This window comes from Kibdelosporangium aridum, assembly GCF_900176515.1.
Lineage (GTDB): Bacteria > Actinomycetota > Actinomycetes > Mycobacteriales > Pseudonocardiaceae > Kibdelosporangium > Kibdelosporangium aridum.
The window spans coordinates 413,794-426,709 of sequence record NZ_FWXV01000003.1 but is presented as its reverse complement, the minus strand read 5'-3'; the positions used below and the strand labels follow the sequence as shown (position 1 = coordinate 426,709).

Below are 12,916 nucleotides of genomic sequence, written 5' to 3'. Positions count from 1 at the left end.
TACCTGTGATCCATGAGTCAGGCGGTCCGCGTGCTGGACATCGACGACCATCGGTTCGCGGTGGAGATCAGGGACGGCGATCTGACCACGCACCACCAGGTCCTGGTGCCTGATTCCCTTCTGCACGACCTGGTGATCCCCGGCATCGACCGCGACCGCCTGGTCACCGAAGCCGTGAAGTACCTGCTGGAGTGCGCGGCCGCGCTACCGGCCGAGGTCGACTTGGTCGAGGTGGAACAGGCGGATCCGCGCTTTCTCGAGGAGCTGCGGGTGCGCCTCGGCGGTCGTCCCGTGCAGCCCGAGATCTAGGTCGCCGCGGGCCTCGCGCCCGTCGTGAACGTGGTTCGATCATGTACTGGAAGGCAGTGGTCGCGTAAAGCAGTGGTCGAGTGAATGGAGCTGGTCCTGAGCGGGTGGCTGGCGGAATTCGGCTCGATCGTGCTGCTTCTGCTCGTGCTGGCATGTGCCGTGGTCCGTCCGTGGGGATGGCCGGAGGCGCTGGTCGCGGTCCCGGCCGCGGTGATCACGATCGTCACCGGGGCGATCTCGGTGCCCAACGCCGTCGACGAGACCGAGCGGCTGGCGCCGGTGATCGGATTCCTGGCCGCAGTGCTGGTATTGGCGCAGCTCTGCGCCGACGAGGGCCTGTTCCAAGCCTGTGGCCGATCGCTTGCCCGAGCCGCCGGTGGGCGGCCACGGCGGCTGCTGAGCGGGGTGTTCGTGCTCGCGTCGCTGATCACCGCGGTGCTGAGCCTGGATGCGACGATCGTGCTGCTCACCCCGGTCGTGTACGCGACCGCTGCCCGAGCCGGAGTTCGCCCCAAACCGCCGGTGTACGCGTGCACGCACCTGTCGAACACCGCGTCTCTGTTGCTGCCCGTGTCCAATCTGACCAACCTGCTGGCGTTCGCGGCCAGCGGGTTGAGTTTCACGCGGTTCGCCGCGGTCATGGCGTTGCCGTGGCTTGTGGCGATCGCGGTCGAGTACCTCGTCTTCCGGCGATTCTTCGCTGCTGATCTGGACGCGGGCATGGCCGTGCCCCACGTTGGCGAGCCGACCGAGGTTCCGGTGTTCGCCTTGATCACGGTCGTGTTGACGCTGGTGGGATTCGTGGTCACGTCCGCGGTCGGGATTGACCCAGCCTGGGCCGCCATGGCCGGTGCGCTGGTGCTGGCGGTACGAGGGCTGGCCCGCCGCCGCACGACTGTGCGAACCATTGTCCGCTCGGCGGCACTGCCGTTCCTGGCCTTCGTCCTCGCGTTGGGAATCGTGGTCCGCGCTGTGGTCGACAACGGCCTCGGTGACTGGCTGGGACAGTTGATCCCCAGCGGTACCGGGCTGCTCGCACTGCTCGCCGTCGCGGCGCTCGCGGCCGTGCTGGCGAACGTGATCAACAACCTGCCGGCCGTGCTGGTGCTCCTGCCGTTGACTGTCGCGGCCGGACCAGGAGCGGTACTGGCCGTGCTGCTCGGCGTGAACATCGGCCCCAACCTCACCTACGCCGGTTCGCTGGCCACTTTGCTGTGGCGGCGCATCGTGCGTCAGCACAACCACGAAGTCGACCTCGGCGAGTTCACCCGGCTCGGCCTGCTGACCGTGCCGTTGAGTCTGATCCTGGCCGTAGTGGCACTGTGGGGGTCGTTGCGACTGATCGGAGGCTAGGCGATGGCTGTGGTCGTCTGGGTTGTCGAGGGCACATGGCCGGCGTGCGTGGATGCTGCCCGCGTGCACACACCTGACGACACCGAGATCATCCTGCTGCACGTGAGTGGCGCGGACGTGCCTGGTGCCGCCCACGGTGCCTTCGCCGGTTTGTTCGGTCGCCACTCTCCCGAACGCGACCCCGGCACAGCGCTGGAAAGCCTCGCCGCCACGTCTGCCGGACACCTTCTGGCCGCCGCCGCCGAGCGGCTCGGCCGGCCGTGCACCCGTGTCGGGCGCACCGGGCGGATCGAACGAGAAGTGGTCGCGGCGGCCGAGACCGCCGATCTGCTGGTGCTGGCCCGCGACGGCGACCGCGGCCACCCGGGCCCGCGAAGCCTCGGCCACGCAAGCCGATTCGTCGTCGACCACGCGCCCTGTCCGGTCCTGCTCGTGTGGCCACCCGCATAGCGTCCACTATGTACAAATCGGGCAAGTGCCGACTTATGGCGGAGGTTGTGCGGCGGCTGGATCGCTAGGGTTTGCCGCGTGGCAACGAGTCTGCGCGACGAGATCGAGGACGTTCTGGACGCTTGGAACGCCTATGAGATCTCGGTGGGGGCGCCGCCGGTCATCGACTACGACTGCCGCCAAGGCAAAGGCGACGTCGGCAAGGTGAATGGCCGCGTCCACGCGTATCAAGAGTTGTTACGCCTGAAGGCCGAAGCGACGGACGATCTTGCCGACAGGATCGACTGTCATCTCGCCTATCTCGGCGCGTTGCTGGGAGAGCGACTGCCGTTGCGTGAGTTCGTCCGGCGGACCCAGGGCGTCGAAGTCGCCGGCTGGAGCTCGGAATACGTGACGTGGCGCGGCGAGCAGGCCCGCAAAGCCATGCAAGACCTGGGAATCGAGTGGGGTCCGACGACGCGGCGGGATTTGCTTGACTCCGAACAGAACCTGACGGCCGACGAAATACCGGATGCCTTACGTGCCGCGGCAGCCAAGTTCGAACCGTTGGTGAGAAAGGCAACGGGCACTACGGCACCGTACAACCTCAGCATCGAGACGGCGGACATCGACGCGTACTGGTCGTACTGGCTGGACGGCGCAGGCCAGGATGCCCGGCTGCGTTTGAACATGCGCAACGCGCGGTTCACTGACGTGCAGGCGAGGCAGTTTTCATTGCACGAAATCCTGGGACACGCCTTGCAAAGCGCGAGCTACTCGGCGCGGTGCTGCGCCGAAGACGTGCCGTGGGTGCGTGTCCTGTCCGTGCACGCGAACCATCAGGTGCTGCTTGAAGGTTTGGCGCAGGCACTGCCGTTGTTCGTCGCGCCGCACGACGAGGCGCTGATCGCGCACCTCCGATTGGACTACTACCTTCAGCTGGTCAGCTCCGAGCTGCACCTCGCGATCAACGACGACGTGAGCGTGCCCGATTGCCTCGAGCACGCCAAGCAACGCGTGCCGTTCTGGCCTGATGAGACGATCGGCCGGATGCTGAGCGACCGGAGCACGGATGTCCTCCTACGGTCCTATCAATGGGCATATCCGGCCGGTGCGGACTGGTTCGTCACGCTGGCGGAGACCAAGGACAGCGAGATCATCGCCAAGGTCCTGCGAGCCGCGTACCGCAGCCCACTCACACCGGCAGAGCTGGCGATGATCCGGAGTTAGGCTTGGAGCGTGGTGACGAATCTGCGGGCGGACGCCGCGCGCAACCGTGAGCGGGTGCTCGAGGTGGCGCGGGCTGAAGTCGCCGAGGGCAATGTCTCCCTCCAGCTCAACGAGATCGCGCGGAAAGCCGGCGTCGGCGTCGGCACGGTGTACCGGCATTTTCCGACTCCGCGCGCACTGCTCGAGGCCGTGGTCGGGAAGGAGCTGGCGACGATGGTGCAGCTCACCGAGCAGGCGTCGCAGATGCAGGACATCCGTGCGGCGATGGAGTTCCTGCTCCGGCGCACTCTTGACCTGCAGTTGTGCACGTCGGGCGGGCTCGCCGAGGTGATCTGCGCGATCGAGGACGCCGACGAGCGGACCACGCACGCGAAATCCGAGATGCGGCGCCTGGCGGATCACTTGCTCGAGCGGGCGAGGGCCGCCGGCGTGATTCGGCCGGAGATCACCGGCGAGGACGTCCGCAACCTGATGGCCGGCCTGGAACGCGCCGTCGAACTGGACCCCGATCGGGCCGACGTGTACGTGTCCGTGCTGATCAGGGGCCTTAGCGGATAGCTCATCCGGTTCTCTGATACCCTAGCGGATACATTATCCGTTTTTAGGGGGCTTCATGGACGGCAAGACTGTCGTGGTGACCGGCGCGAGTGCCGGGATCGGTGCGGCCGGGGCGCGCGAGCTGGCCGCCTTGGGTGCGAATGTGGCCGTGGTCGGCCGATCGAAGGAGAAGACCACCAAGATCGCCAAGGAGATCGGCGGTACCCCGTACTTCGCGGACTTCGCCAAGCTCGACGACGTCCGCAGGCTCGCGGACGAGCTGGACTACCCGCAGATCGACATCCTGGCCAACAACGCCGGGCTGATCAGCGGCAAGAAGGTGCTTACGCCGGACGGTATCGAGCTCACGTTCCAGGTCAACCACGTGGCGCCGTTCCTGCTCACGCACCTGCTGATGGACCGGCTCAAAGCCGCGCCGCAAGCACGCGTGATCACAACTGCCAGTGCGGCACACGGCTTTGCGCGCCTGGACATCGACGACCTCAACTTCGACACCCACAAGTACGGCGCGCAACGCTCGTACGGCAACAGCAAACTCGCCAACATCCTGTTCACGCAGGAACTTTCGCGCCGTGTCCAAGGAACGGGCGTGACCGCGAGCTCGTTCCACCCTGGCCCGGTCGGTTCGGAGTTCTTCCGTGACAACAGTCTGTTCAAGCTGGTGCTGCGCTCACCCATCGGCAAGCTCGCGCTCACGCCGGAACAGGGCGCGCGACCGTTGGTGCACCTGGCAACGGTCGCGGACGCGCAGTCGGTCAACGGTGCGTACTTCAGCCGGCTGAAGCGGCGGCAGCCCAGGGGAACCAGCCCTGAGCTCGCCGCGCGCCTGTGGACGAAGACCGAGCAGCTATTGGGGATTGGCGACCAGGCGAACCGCTAGCGCACCGAAGATCGCCGCGGACACCCGGTCCATCCAGCGCCGGATCGCCGGGCGCCGCACCAGGAATTCGGACAACGCGCCGGAAACGAACCCGACCGTGGCGTCCACGCACAACCCGACACAGATCAGGATTCCGCCAAGCACCAGGAACTGCACCCATGCGGGCCACCCGGGCTGGTGGATGAACTGCGGGAAGAACGCGAGGTAGAACAGGATCACCTTCGGGTTCGACAGGTTGGTCAGTACGGCCATCGCGTACATCTTGCGCAGGGACCGTTGCGGCACGGGCGTTTCGGGTGCCGCGGCCGCTTTACGTGACGCGCGCAGTGTGGTGATGGCCAGGTAGACCAGGAAAACAGCGCCGAGGATGCGCATGACGTCCAGCGCCACGGGCGCGGCGGCCAGCAGGGCGCCGAGGCCCGCGGCGGCGGCGACCGTGTGGATCGCGATGCCGGTGGACATCCCCAGCGCGGCGATCACCCCGGCCCTACGGCCGCGGGCGATCCCGTTGGCGATGATGAACATCATGTCCGGCCCCGGTGCTAGGCTGATCAGGGCGGATGCGACGGTGAACGCCAGCAGGACGGTCAGCTCCATCCCGGCATCCCAACATCCTCATCGAGTGCTGGGCAAACTCTTTACCCGAGGACGTGGTGGTGTCTGCGCGGGGACCAGCTGTGTGAGGGCCCGCAGCGCGTACTCGAGCGGTCCACGGCGGAACAGCATCAGCCACAAGGTGGCGAACAGGCTCGCGACCGAGATGAACAGAATCAGCTCGAGCGTCGGGTCGATCTCGACTGCCGCCGCCGTCAGGCCCGCGATCGCGAAGAGATGCGCGGTGTAGAGCGTCATCGACATCGAGCCGACCGACGTGATCGGGCGCACCAGTGCGGGGATCCACTCGGCCACGTACAACGAGCACGACAGCACGAACATCGCGATGCCGAGTGCACCCACGATTTCGAACGTGGTGTTGCTGTGCGGTGTGGACTCCAGCAGCCACAGGAACGAAAGAGGTTGCGGCACCACGCTGCCGCCGAACTGCGAGACGGCGATCGCTGAACCGCCGTAACCGGCGATGGCCATCAACGGCCCGGCGGTCAGCAGTGTCATCCGCAGCTTCGGTGAGGTCAGGTCCAGTCTGCCGAGTGCGATTCCGGCCAGTACGTAAGGCATCCACGTGACCGCCGGGTAGAAGCCGGTGAGCAGGAACTGCAACACGCCTTGGCCGCTGATCTGTTCGAGTGGGTCACCACTCCACGTCGTCCACGTCTGTTTGGACAAAATGGCCACAAACGGACCCACAACCGCGAGCACACCAGCGATACCGAGCAGCCAGGGCGCGCGAAGCCGCAGGAATGGCATCGCCAGCACGAAGAACGTGCCGTAGTACGCGAGGATCACCGCGATGTTGGTGCCCAGCAACGTCAAATACGTGCCGAGCGCCACCAGGACCACCGCCCTGATCGCGATCTTGAGGTAGTCGCGGGCAGTGACGTCCGGCTGTTGCCTGCCGGTGGTCAACGCCAGCGAAAGCCCGGCGAGTGTGGCGAAGAGCACCGACGAGCGGCCGTGCGTCGCCTGCATCAGATCGCCGAGCAGACCTTGTGTTCGTGCTGGGTCGGGTCCGACGTGCACGGCGAACATGCCGAACACGGCGAGACCTCGTGCCAGGTCGATCCCGGCGATCCGTTGGTTCACGTCCTTCAGGGTCGCGAACGAACCTGAAAGCCACCTGAGTGTCAACCTGTCGATCTCGACAGAGTTTCCTTCGCCCGGCGCAGATGGTCACGTTCCGGCGCGTTGTCGGCACGCTCGATCGCACGGTCGTAGGCCGCCTCCGCCTCGGTGACGCGACCGAGCCGGCGGAGCAGATCGGCCCTGATCGCGTGGAAAAGGTGGAATTTGTCCAGTTTCAGTCCGTCCACCAGGGACAGTGCGGCGGCCGGACCGTCCACTTCGGCCACCGCGACCGCCCGGTTCAACGCGACGACCGGTGTCGGCGTGAACGCAAGAAGATGGTCGTACAGCTGGACGATTTGTCGCCAGTCGGTCGGATCCTCGCTGTGCACGGCGTTGATCGCGGCCTGGATCTGGTACGGCCCTGGTTCGTTGCGGCGCAGGCATTCCCGGACGAGCTGGCGGCCTTCAGCCAGGAGAGCTTTGTCCCACAACGACCGATCCTGGTCGGCGAGCAGGACGAGATCGCCCTGCGGCGTGGTCCGCGCGGCCCGGCGAGCCTCGATCAACAGCATCAGGCCGAGCAGCCCGAGCACCTCGGGTTCCCCTGGCATGAGTTCGGCGAGCAGCCGGCCGAGCCTGATGGCCTCGGCGCACAGGTCCTCGCGCACGAGACGCTCGCCCGAGCTGGCCGTGTAGCCCTCGTTGAAGATCAGGTAGACGACCGCGAGCACGGCGGACAGCCGCTCTGGCAGGTCAGCCTCGGACGGCACCCGGTAGGGGATGCGAGCGTCGCGGATCTTGCCCTTGGCCCTGACCAGCCGTTGTGCCATGGTCGGCTCCGGCACCAGGAACGCGTGCGCGATCTCGGCGGTGGTCAGGCCGCCGAGCAGCCGGAGCGTCAACGCGACCTGGGCGGCTGTCGCGAGCGACGGGTGGCAGCACGTGAAGATCAGCCGGAGCCGGTCGTCCTGAACAGGGCCTTCGTCCAGCGTGTCGTCTTGCGCCTGTAACAAGGCGGCTTGCGCGTGCTTGTCCTCGCGATGCGACTCGCGGCGGAGCCGGTCGATCGCCCGGTTCCGGGCGGTTGTGATGATCCACCCGGCCGGGCTGGGCGGTACGCCCGCGTCCGGCCAGCGCTTGACGGCCTCGGTGAACGCGTCCTGGACCGCTTCCTCGGCGATGTCGATGTCGCCGAAGACCCGTACGAGCACCGCTACCGCACGTCCGTACTCCTCGGCGAAGACCCGCTCGATCTCGCTCACGTGACCAAGTTAACGCGGCGCGTTCACGATCCCGTCGATCATGCCTGGGTAGAGCGCGTCGAGGTCGTCACGACGCAGGGCCGTCATCCGGCTGGTGCCTTCAGGCCGCACTCTGACCACGCCCGCCTCGCGCAGCGTGCGGATGTGGTGGGTCGTCGTCGATTTGCTGATCGACAGGTCGAGCGAGCCGCAAGCGATGGCTTCACCGTCCGGGAGCTCGGCAAGTGCCTTGACGATCCGCAGCCGCACCGGGTCGGCGAGCGCATGCAGCACCGCCTCGATGCGGATTTCGTCGCGCGCTGGGTGTGGCAGCTCGGTCATGACCTCAATGGTAATGGAAGTTCGATAACCATCGTAGTTTGATGGAAGTCGTAGTACGGTGGTTATCGAACAAGAGCCCATTCGGGGAGAGTCATGTCGCCACGCACCTATCTGCTCGCCGCAGGTGCCTTCGCCGTCGGGACGAGCGGATACATCGTTTCTGGCGTGCTACCTGCGGTAAGCCGGGATTTGAACGTCTCGTCCGCGACCGCGGGCCAGCTTGTGACGGCCTTCGCCATCGCCTACGCGATCGCCTCGCCGTTGCTCGCCGCAGCTACCGGACGCTGGGAACGGCGACGCCTCATGGTCGTCGCGTTGCTGGTCAGTGCTCTCGGCAATGGCCTCGCGGCGATCGCACCCACGTACGAGCTGCTACTCGCATCTCGCGTGGTGAGCGCGCTCGGTGCGGCCGTGTTCACACCGGCTGCCACGATGGTCGCGACGACGCTGAACCCGCCGGACCACCGGGGCCGGGCGGTCGCGATCGTTTTCGGGGGACTGACGTTCGCGCTGATCATCGGGGTGCCCGCGGGCAGCCTGATCGGCGCCAGCCTGGGGTATCACGGCGTGTTCGCGCTGGTGGCGTTGGTGTCCTTGCTGGGCGCTGTGGCTGTGCAGGTCGGCATTCCGGCTGTGGCCGCGCCGCCCGCTGTGCGGCTGCGGGACCGGTTCACCATCGCGGCCGACCGGCGGGTGCAGTACGTGCTCGGGATGACCGTGCTCGGCTGCTTGGCCGCGTTCAGCGTGTTCACGTTCATCGCTCCGCTGCTTGGCGAAACCGCCGGCGTGCACGGCACCACGGTCAGCATCTTACTGCTGGTTTACGGCATCGGTGGTGCGATCGGGAACAACCTGGGCGGCCGGGTCACGGACAAGTTCGGCAGCCAGCGGCCACTGCTGGTGATCTTCGTGGTGTTCGTCGGGTTGCTGGCGACGTTGCCGTTGACCGCAGTTTCCGCGGTGGCCGCGGGCGTGGTTCTGTTCCTGTGGGGCGTGTTCACCTGGTCGGTGAACCCGCCGATCCAGAACTGGCTGATCGAGCTGTCGCCTGCGAACAGTGGCTTGTTGTTGTCGCTCAACGCTTCGGCCATCTACCTGGGCGTCGGGCTGTCGGGCATCTTCGGCGGTGTGGTGATCAACTCGGCGGGTCTCACCGCACTGCCGCCGATCGCCGCGATCGTGGCCGCCGTGGCGCTGGTCTTCCTGCTGCTGGCCAGTCGTCCGTCCAAATCGGAGCGCAAGCCGGCGCCCGAGCTGGCGTTGGCCGACTAGTATTGGCCCTTGTTTCAGGGACCACCTGGCTTGCGGTTCGCTGCCAGACTGGCGGGATGGGAGCACCTTCTGTCGGGTTCATCGGGTTGGGCGTCATGGGCATCCCCATGGCGCGCAACCTCGTGAAGGCCGGGACTTCGCTGCTGGTGTGGAATCGGACCGCGGGCAAGGATCTGCCTGGCGCCGAGCTCGCGCCGGACGCGGCGACGGTCTTCAAGCGGTCGGACGTGGTCATCCTCATGCTGGCCAACGGTTCGGCGATCGACGAGGTCCTCACGAGGGGCACGCCGCAGTTCGCCGAGAAGGTCGCCGGGCGGATCATCGTCCACATGGGTACGACCGAAACGGCGTATTCCCAAGGGCTTGAGGACGACATCCGTGCGGCCGGTGGCCGTTATGTCGAGGCGCCCGTGTCGGGATCCCGTGTCCCGGCTGAGAATGGCGAGCTGGTCGCGATGCTCGCGGGCGATCCCGATGCCGTTGACGTTGTCCGGCAATTGATCGCGCCGATGTGCCGGGACACGGTCGTGTGCGGGGCCGTTCCCAACGGGCTTCGGATGAAGTTGTCGGTGAACGTGTTCCTGATCGCCACCGTGACCGGGCTGGCCGAGTCCTTCCAGTTCGCCAAACGGCTCGGGCTCGATCTCGGCACGTTCGTCGACGTCCTGGCCGGCGGGCAGATGTCCAGCCCGATCATGCGGGTCAAGGGACCCAAGCTGCTGGCCGAGGACTACTCGGTGCAGGCCGCGATCGACGACGTGTGGATGAACACGCGGCTGATCACCGACGCCGCCAAGGCAGCGGGCATTCCCGCGCCACTGATGGACGTCTGCGAGGCGTTGTTCAGCGAGACATCGGCGCTCGGCTACGCGGGCGCCGACATGGCAGCGGTCATCAAGGCGATCGAGGCGAGGTCAGTCGTCGGGGTGGTTGAGCAGGCGTAGGTCCGGCGGCACCAACGTCGTACTGGTCAACAACTCGCGGATCAGGTTGTGGTTCAACGAGTTTCCGACTGGCTCGTCCATCTCCTCACGGGTCAGGCCGGCCACGCCGTCCTTGGACAGCCGGGCTCGGACCTTCACAACCAGGTGTTCGACCTTCTTGGCCGTCCAGTTCGCGTCCGGCTGGAGGTGCGCGAGCTGGTTCGCCGCCTGTGTCCACGACAACGGCTGTGGCCTGGCTTCGTGCAGCAGATACCGCTGGCCGAGGACGACCAACGCGAGGCGTTCGGTCGGGTCGAGGCGCCAGGTCTTCGGCGGATGCGTCGGGTCGAGGTGCCGTGACGTCGGAGTTTGCACGTCGGAGCCGGTCACGTAGAGCTCAAGCAGGTGCTCACGGCCGCCCGAGCCGCCGACGAACAGCGGCGTGTAGCCCTCGACCAGGGGAATCGGCTCCTCGTTGGTGAACAGCAGCCGTGAGTTGGGCAGCCGGATCGGCAACCTGCCGGTGTTGCTCACCCACCACTGGTTCTTCTGGTGCGTGAGCAGACCGTGCTGCCTGCTCACCCGGCGGTCGTCCTCACCGATGCACACGTGTACTTCCGGCCGGTTGCGTCCGAACAGGATCGTGCGGCCTTCTCGCGGTCCGAACACGATGCCACCGGCGATCGCCAGCGCGTAGATCGTTCCGGGCGTCGCGGGCGGGACACCGAGGGCGAGGCTGCTGTGCCCGGGCGCGAGCGTCTCGGTCATGGGCTTGCTCCTTCCGATGACCACAGCTAACCCCTTTCGTGTGGGAGCCCTCCCGAACGCTCAACCAGGCAGTTTGGCCGCCAGCGGTTCGGAGATGTCGGTGACGAGTTTGCAAAGCCGGCCGTCCGCTGTCTGCTGGCCGAACACGACCACCATCAACGCCTCGATGGCCGGCCGCGCATCGTCGTTGGTGTACTCGCGGTGCTGGATGTACGACACACACGTGTTGTCGCCGTATCCGTTGTCCTCCACGGCCGCGGGATGGCCTGCGAAGGTCGTCTGCTTGCCGTCGCTCGCGTTGAGCGGATCCCGTTGATCGAAGATGACCATCAACGTGCTGTTGCTTGTCGTGCTGCGCCAGCGGCATTCCCAGTCGCCGAACGCGGGCTCCGGGTTGTTCGCGTCGACGCCGGGGAACAGCGCGAGAATGTCCGCATCCGGCATGGCACAGGCATCGACGTTGATCAGGGAGTCCGGCGCCGGTGGCAGCACGCGACGCGGGATGGTGCCCTTCAGCCTGTCGAGCGCGGTACTCACGGCAGACTCCGCGACCGCACAGAGGTCGACGGGAAAACGGGTCCGGTTGAACTTCGCGGTGATCGGGATGGCGTAACGCTTGTCCGGCATGACCAAACTGCGCATGCACGACGAGTCGCTGTAGATCGGATGCCTGACCACCTGGACAAGACCGACCCGTTCGATCTGGCCAGGCGGAACCTCGCCGGTCTTGGGCACGAGCTCGAAGGTCAGCCGGACATCGACCTCACCAGGACCTTCCTCGGGCCGGATGAGCACGTCACAGCGGTTGAAGTTGCCGTAGTCGGGATCGAGATCGGTATTGCCGAACCGCTTCAGTTCCCCCGGGTCGAGCAAGGAACAAGGATCGACGGTGTGCGGATCCCCGACAGTGGGAGAAGCGGCGGAGGCAGACTCACTCGGATAGCTCAGCAAACCCCAAGTGGCCACGAGAACGAGCAGGATCGCCGCCCTTGCCAGGATCGGCGGCCGCTGGCGAATGCCGTTGGCGACGGCCTCAAGCATCTGCTTGGCCTGCGCGGCAGTCGGCCGTTTACGCGGATCAGGCTTGAGCAAAGCGGACAACACCTGCCGGAGCGGCCCGTGCGATTCCGCGATGTCCCCACGAGCAGCACGCCACACCAATACCTGTGGGTTGTCGGCTTTACCGACCGGCGACACACCTTCGACCGCCGCGAACAACGTGGCACCGAGCGAGAAAACGTCCGATGCGGAGGTAGCGTCCTCGCCGCGGGCGACTTCGGGTGCGAGATATCCGGGCGTCCCATCAAGACCGCCGGTCCTGCTCACCGTGATGTCATTGTGGACGCTGCGGGAGACCCCGAAATCAGTGAGCTTCGGCCGCCCGTCATTGGTCATCAACACATTGCTCGGCTTGACATCCCGATGCAGCACACCGGCGGCATGAATCGCGGTCAACGCATCGGCGAGCTGCACACCGATCTGCGCGACTCGGCCCGCAGGCAACACACCCTGTCCGGCCAAGGTGCTGGCAGGCAGGTATTCCATGACAAGCCACACTTCATCGCCAGAAGTGACGACGTCGTACAACGTCACCACATTCGGGTGATTCACCCGCGCGGCGGCCTTGGCTTCCCGTTTGAGCAGCTTGGCCTGTGCACCGGCGACCGGAAGCGCCCGTTTGACGGCGACAACGCGGCCAAGCTCTTCATCGGTGGCCCGCCACACGACACCCATTCCACCGGAGCCGAGCTGCTCTTCCAGCCGATAACGACCGGCGATCAACCGACGAGAGCGCACGCCCCAACCATAGGCCACACGGCCTAGTCCCCGATTCGGACATCCGGGGCAGATGAAACAGGACGAGCGCCGCCCCAGCCGGCCGCACCCAAGTACCCGGAACCCTGAGCCGAACCTCAGCCGGACCGAAA

The 12,916-nt window shown here is 66.3% G+C and carries 14 protein-coding genes; 8 read left to right on the top strand and 6 right to left on the bottom strand.

Annotation, left to right across the window (positions count from 1 at the left end; genetic code table 11):
• The first annotated feature begins 12 nt into the window (after positions 1–12).
• The 6 genes from B9C43_RS20985 to B9C43_RS20960 all read left to right on the top strand — a co-directional run bounded on the left by B9C43_RS20985 (position 13) and on the right by B9C43_RS20960 (position 4,759).
• Positions 13–309 carry a hypothetical protein gene (locus B9C43_RS20985; RefSeq protein WP_143446485.1) on the top strand — a complete coding sequence of 99 codons (297 nt, stop codon included), beginning with the start codon at positions 13–15 and terminating at the stop codon, positions 307–309.
• Positions 310–393: 84 nt separating this feature from the next.
• Positions 394–1,662, top strand: a complete 1,269-nt coding sequence (locus B9C43_RS20980) for an SLC13 family permease (RefSeq protein WP_200825624.1) — start codon at positions 394–396, stop codon at positions 1,660–1,662.
• A gap of 63 nt (positions 1,663–1,725) precedes the next feature.
• Positions 1,726–2,112, top strand: coding sequence for a universal stress protein (locus B9C43_RS20975; RefSeq protein ID WP_200825623.1), 387 nt, complete (start codon positions 1,726–1,728; stop codon positions 2,110–2,112).
• 78 nt (positions 2,113–2,190) lie between these two features.
• Positions 2,191–3,321: a peptidase MATCAP family protein gene (locus B9C43_RS20970; protein ID WP_084428594.1), complete on the top strand. Its 1,131-nt coding sequence runs from the start codon at positions 2,191–2,193 to the stop codon at positions 3,319–3,321.
• Between the two features lie 9 nt (positions 3,322–3,330).
• Entirely contained in the window at positions 3,331–3,879 is a 549-nt protein-coding gene (locus tag B9C43_RS20965; RefSeq protein ID WP_033392289.1) for a TetR/AcrR family transcriptional regulator, read from the top strand.
• Between the two features lie 55 nt (positions 3,880–3,934).
• Positions 3,935–4,759, top strand: a complete 825-nt coding sequence (locus B9C43_RS20960; RefSeq protein ID WP_084428593.1) for an SDR family NAD(P)-dependent oxidoreductase — start codon at positions 3,935–3,937, stop codon at positions 4,757–4,759.
• Here the strand turns inward: B9C43_RS20960 and B9C43_RS20955 are convergent.
• From B9C43_RS20955 to B9C43_RS20940, 4 genes are read right to left on the bottom strand one after another with little or no spacing between them, the layout of a single operon-like run.
• On the bottom strand, positions 4,727–5,356 hold the full coding sequence (locus B9C43_RS20955; protein WP_084428592.1) for a LysE family translocator: 630 nt from the start codon (positions 5,354–5,356) through the stop codon (positions 4,727–4,729). The two genes, B9C43_RS20960 and B9C43_RS20955, sit on opposite strands and share 33 nt — an antisense overlap.
• A gap of 18 nt (positions 5,357–5,374) precedes the next feature.
• Positions 5,375–6,460, bottom strand: coding sequence for a heparan-alpha-glucosaminide N-acetyltransferase domain-containing protein (locus tag B9C43_RS20950; protein ID WP_143446484.1), 1,086 nt, complete (start codon positions 6,458–6,460; stop codon positions 5,375–5,377).
• 41 nt (positions 6,461–6,501) lie between these two features.
• Entirely contained in the window at positions 6,502–7,704 is a 1,203-nt protein-coding gene (locus B9C43_RS20945; protein WP_084428590.1) for an RNA polymerase sigma factor, read from the bottom strand.
• Positions 7,705–7,713: 9 nt separating this feature from the next.
• A complete protein-coding gene (locus B9C43_RS20940; protein WP_084428589.1) occupies positions 7,714–8,025 on the bottom strand; it encodes an ArsR/SmtB family transcription factor in 312 nt (103 codons plus the stop codon).
• A 93-nt stretch (positions 8,026–8,118) separates the two neighbouring features.
• Here B9C43_RS20940 and B9C43_RS20935 point away from each other — a divergent pair, with 93 nt between their 5' ends.
• Entirely contained in the window at positions 8,119–9,297 is a 1,179-nt protein-coding gene (locus tag B9C43_RS20935; protein ID WP_084428588.1) for an MFS transporter, read from the top strand.
• 56 nt (positions 9,298–9,353) lie between these two features.
• The gene (locus B9C43_RS20930) at positions 9,354–10,241 is read left to right on the top strand and encodes an NAD(P)-dependent oxidoreductase (protein ID WP_084428587.1); all 888 of its coding nucleotides are present in this window, start codon (positions 9,354–9,356) and stop codon (positions 10,239–10,241) included.
• Here the strand turns inward: B9C43_RS20930 and B9C43_RS20925 are convergent.
• Positions 10,212–10,988, bottom strand: a complete 777-nt coding sequence (locus B9C43_RS20925; RefSeq protein WP_084428586.1) for an FHA domain-containing protein — start codon at positions 10,986–10,988, stop codon at positions 10,212–10,214. The genes B9C43_RS20930 and B9C43_RS20925 overlap by 30 nt on opposite strands.
• A gap of 60 nt (positions 10,989–11,048) precedes the next feature.
• Positions 11,049–12,785: a serine/threonine-protein kinase gene (locus B9C43_RS20920; protein WP_143446483.1), complete on the bottom strand. Its 1,737-nt coding sequence runs from the start codon at positions 12,783–12,785 to the stop codon at positions 11,049–11,051.
• Positions 12,786–12,916 lie beyond the last annotated feature (131 nt).

Coding starts and splice junctions, on each gene's coding strand:
- B9C43_RS20980 (WP_200825624.1), top strand. CDS start 394: ATGGAGCTGGTCCTGAGCGGGTGGCTGGCGGAATTCGGCTCGATCGTG.
- B9C43_RS20960 (WP_084428593.1), top strand. CDS start 3,935: ATGGACGGCAAGACTGTCGTGGTGACCGGCGCGAGTGCCGGGATCGGT.
- B9C43_RS20925 (WP_084428586.1), bottom strand. CDS start 10,988: ATGACCGAGACGCTCGCGCCCGGGCACAGCAGCCTCGCCCTCGGTGTC.
- B9C43_RS20955 (WP_084428592.1), bottom strand. CDS start 5,356: ATGGAGCTGACCGTCCTGCTGGCGTTCACCGTCGCATCCGCCCTGATC.
- B9C43_RS20985 (WP_143446485.1), top strand. CDS start 13: ATGAGTCAGGCGGTCCGCGTGCTGGACATCGACGACCATCGGTTCGCG.
- B9C43_RS20940 (WP_084428589.1), bottom strand. CDS start 8,025: ATGACCGAGCTGCCACACCCAGCGCGCGACGAAATCCGCATCGAGGCG.
- B9C43_RS20930 (WP_084428587.1), top strand. CDS start 9,354: ATGGGAGCACCTTCTGTCGGGTTCATCGGGTTGGGCGTCATGGGCATC.
- B9C43_RS20935 (WP_084428588.1), top strand. CDS start 8,119: ATGTCGCCACGCACCTATCTGCTCGCCGCAGGTGCCTTCGCCGTCGGG.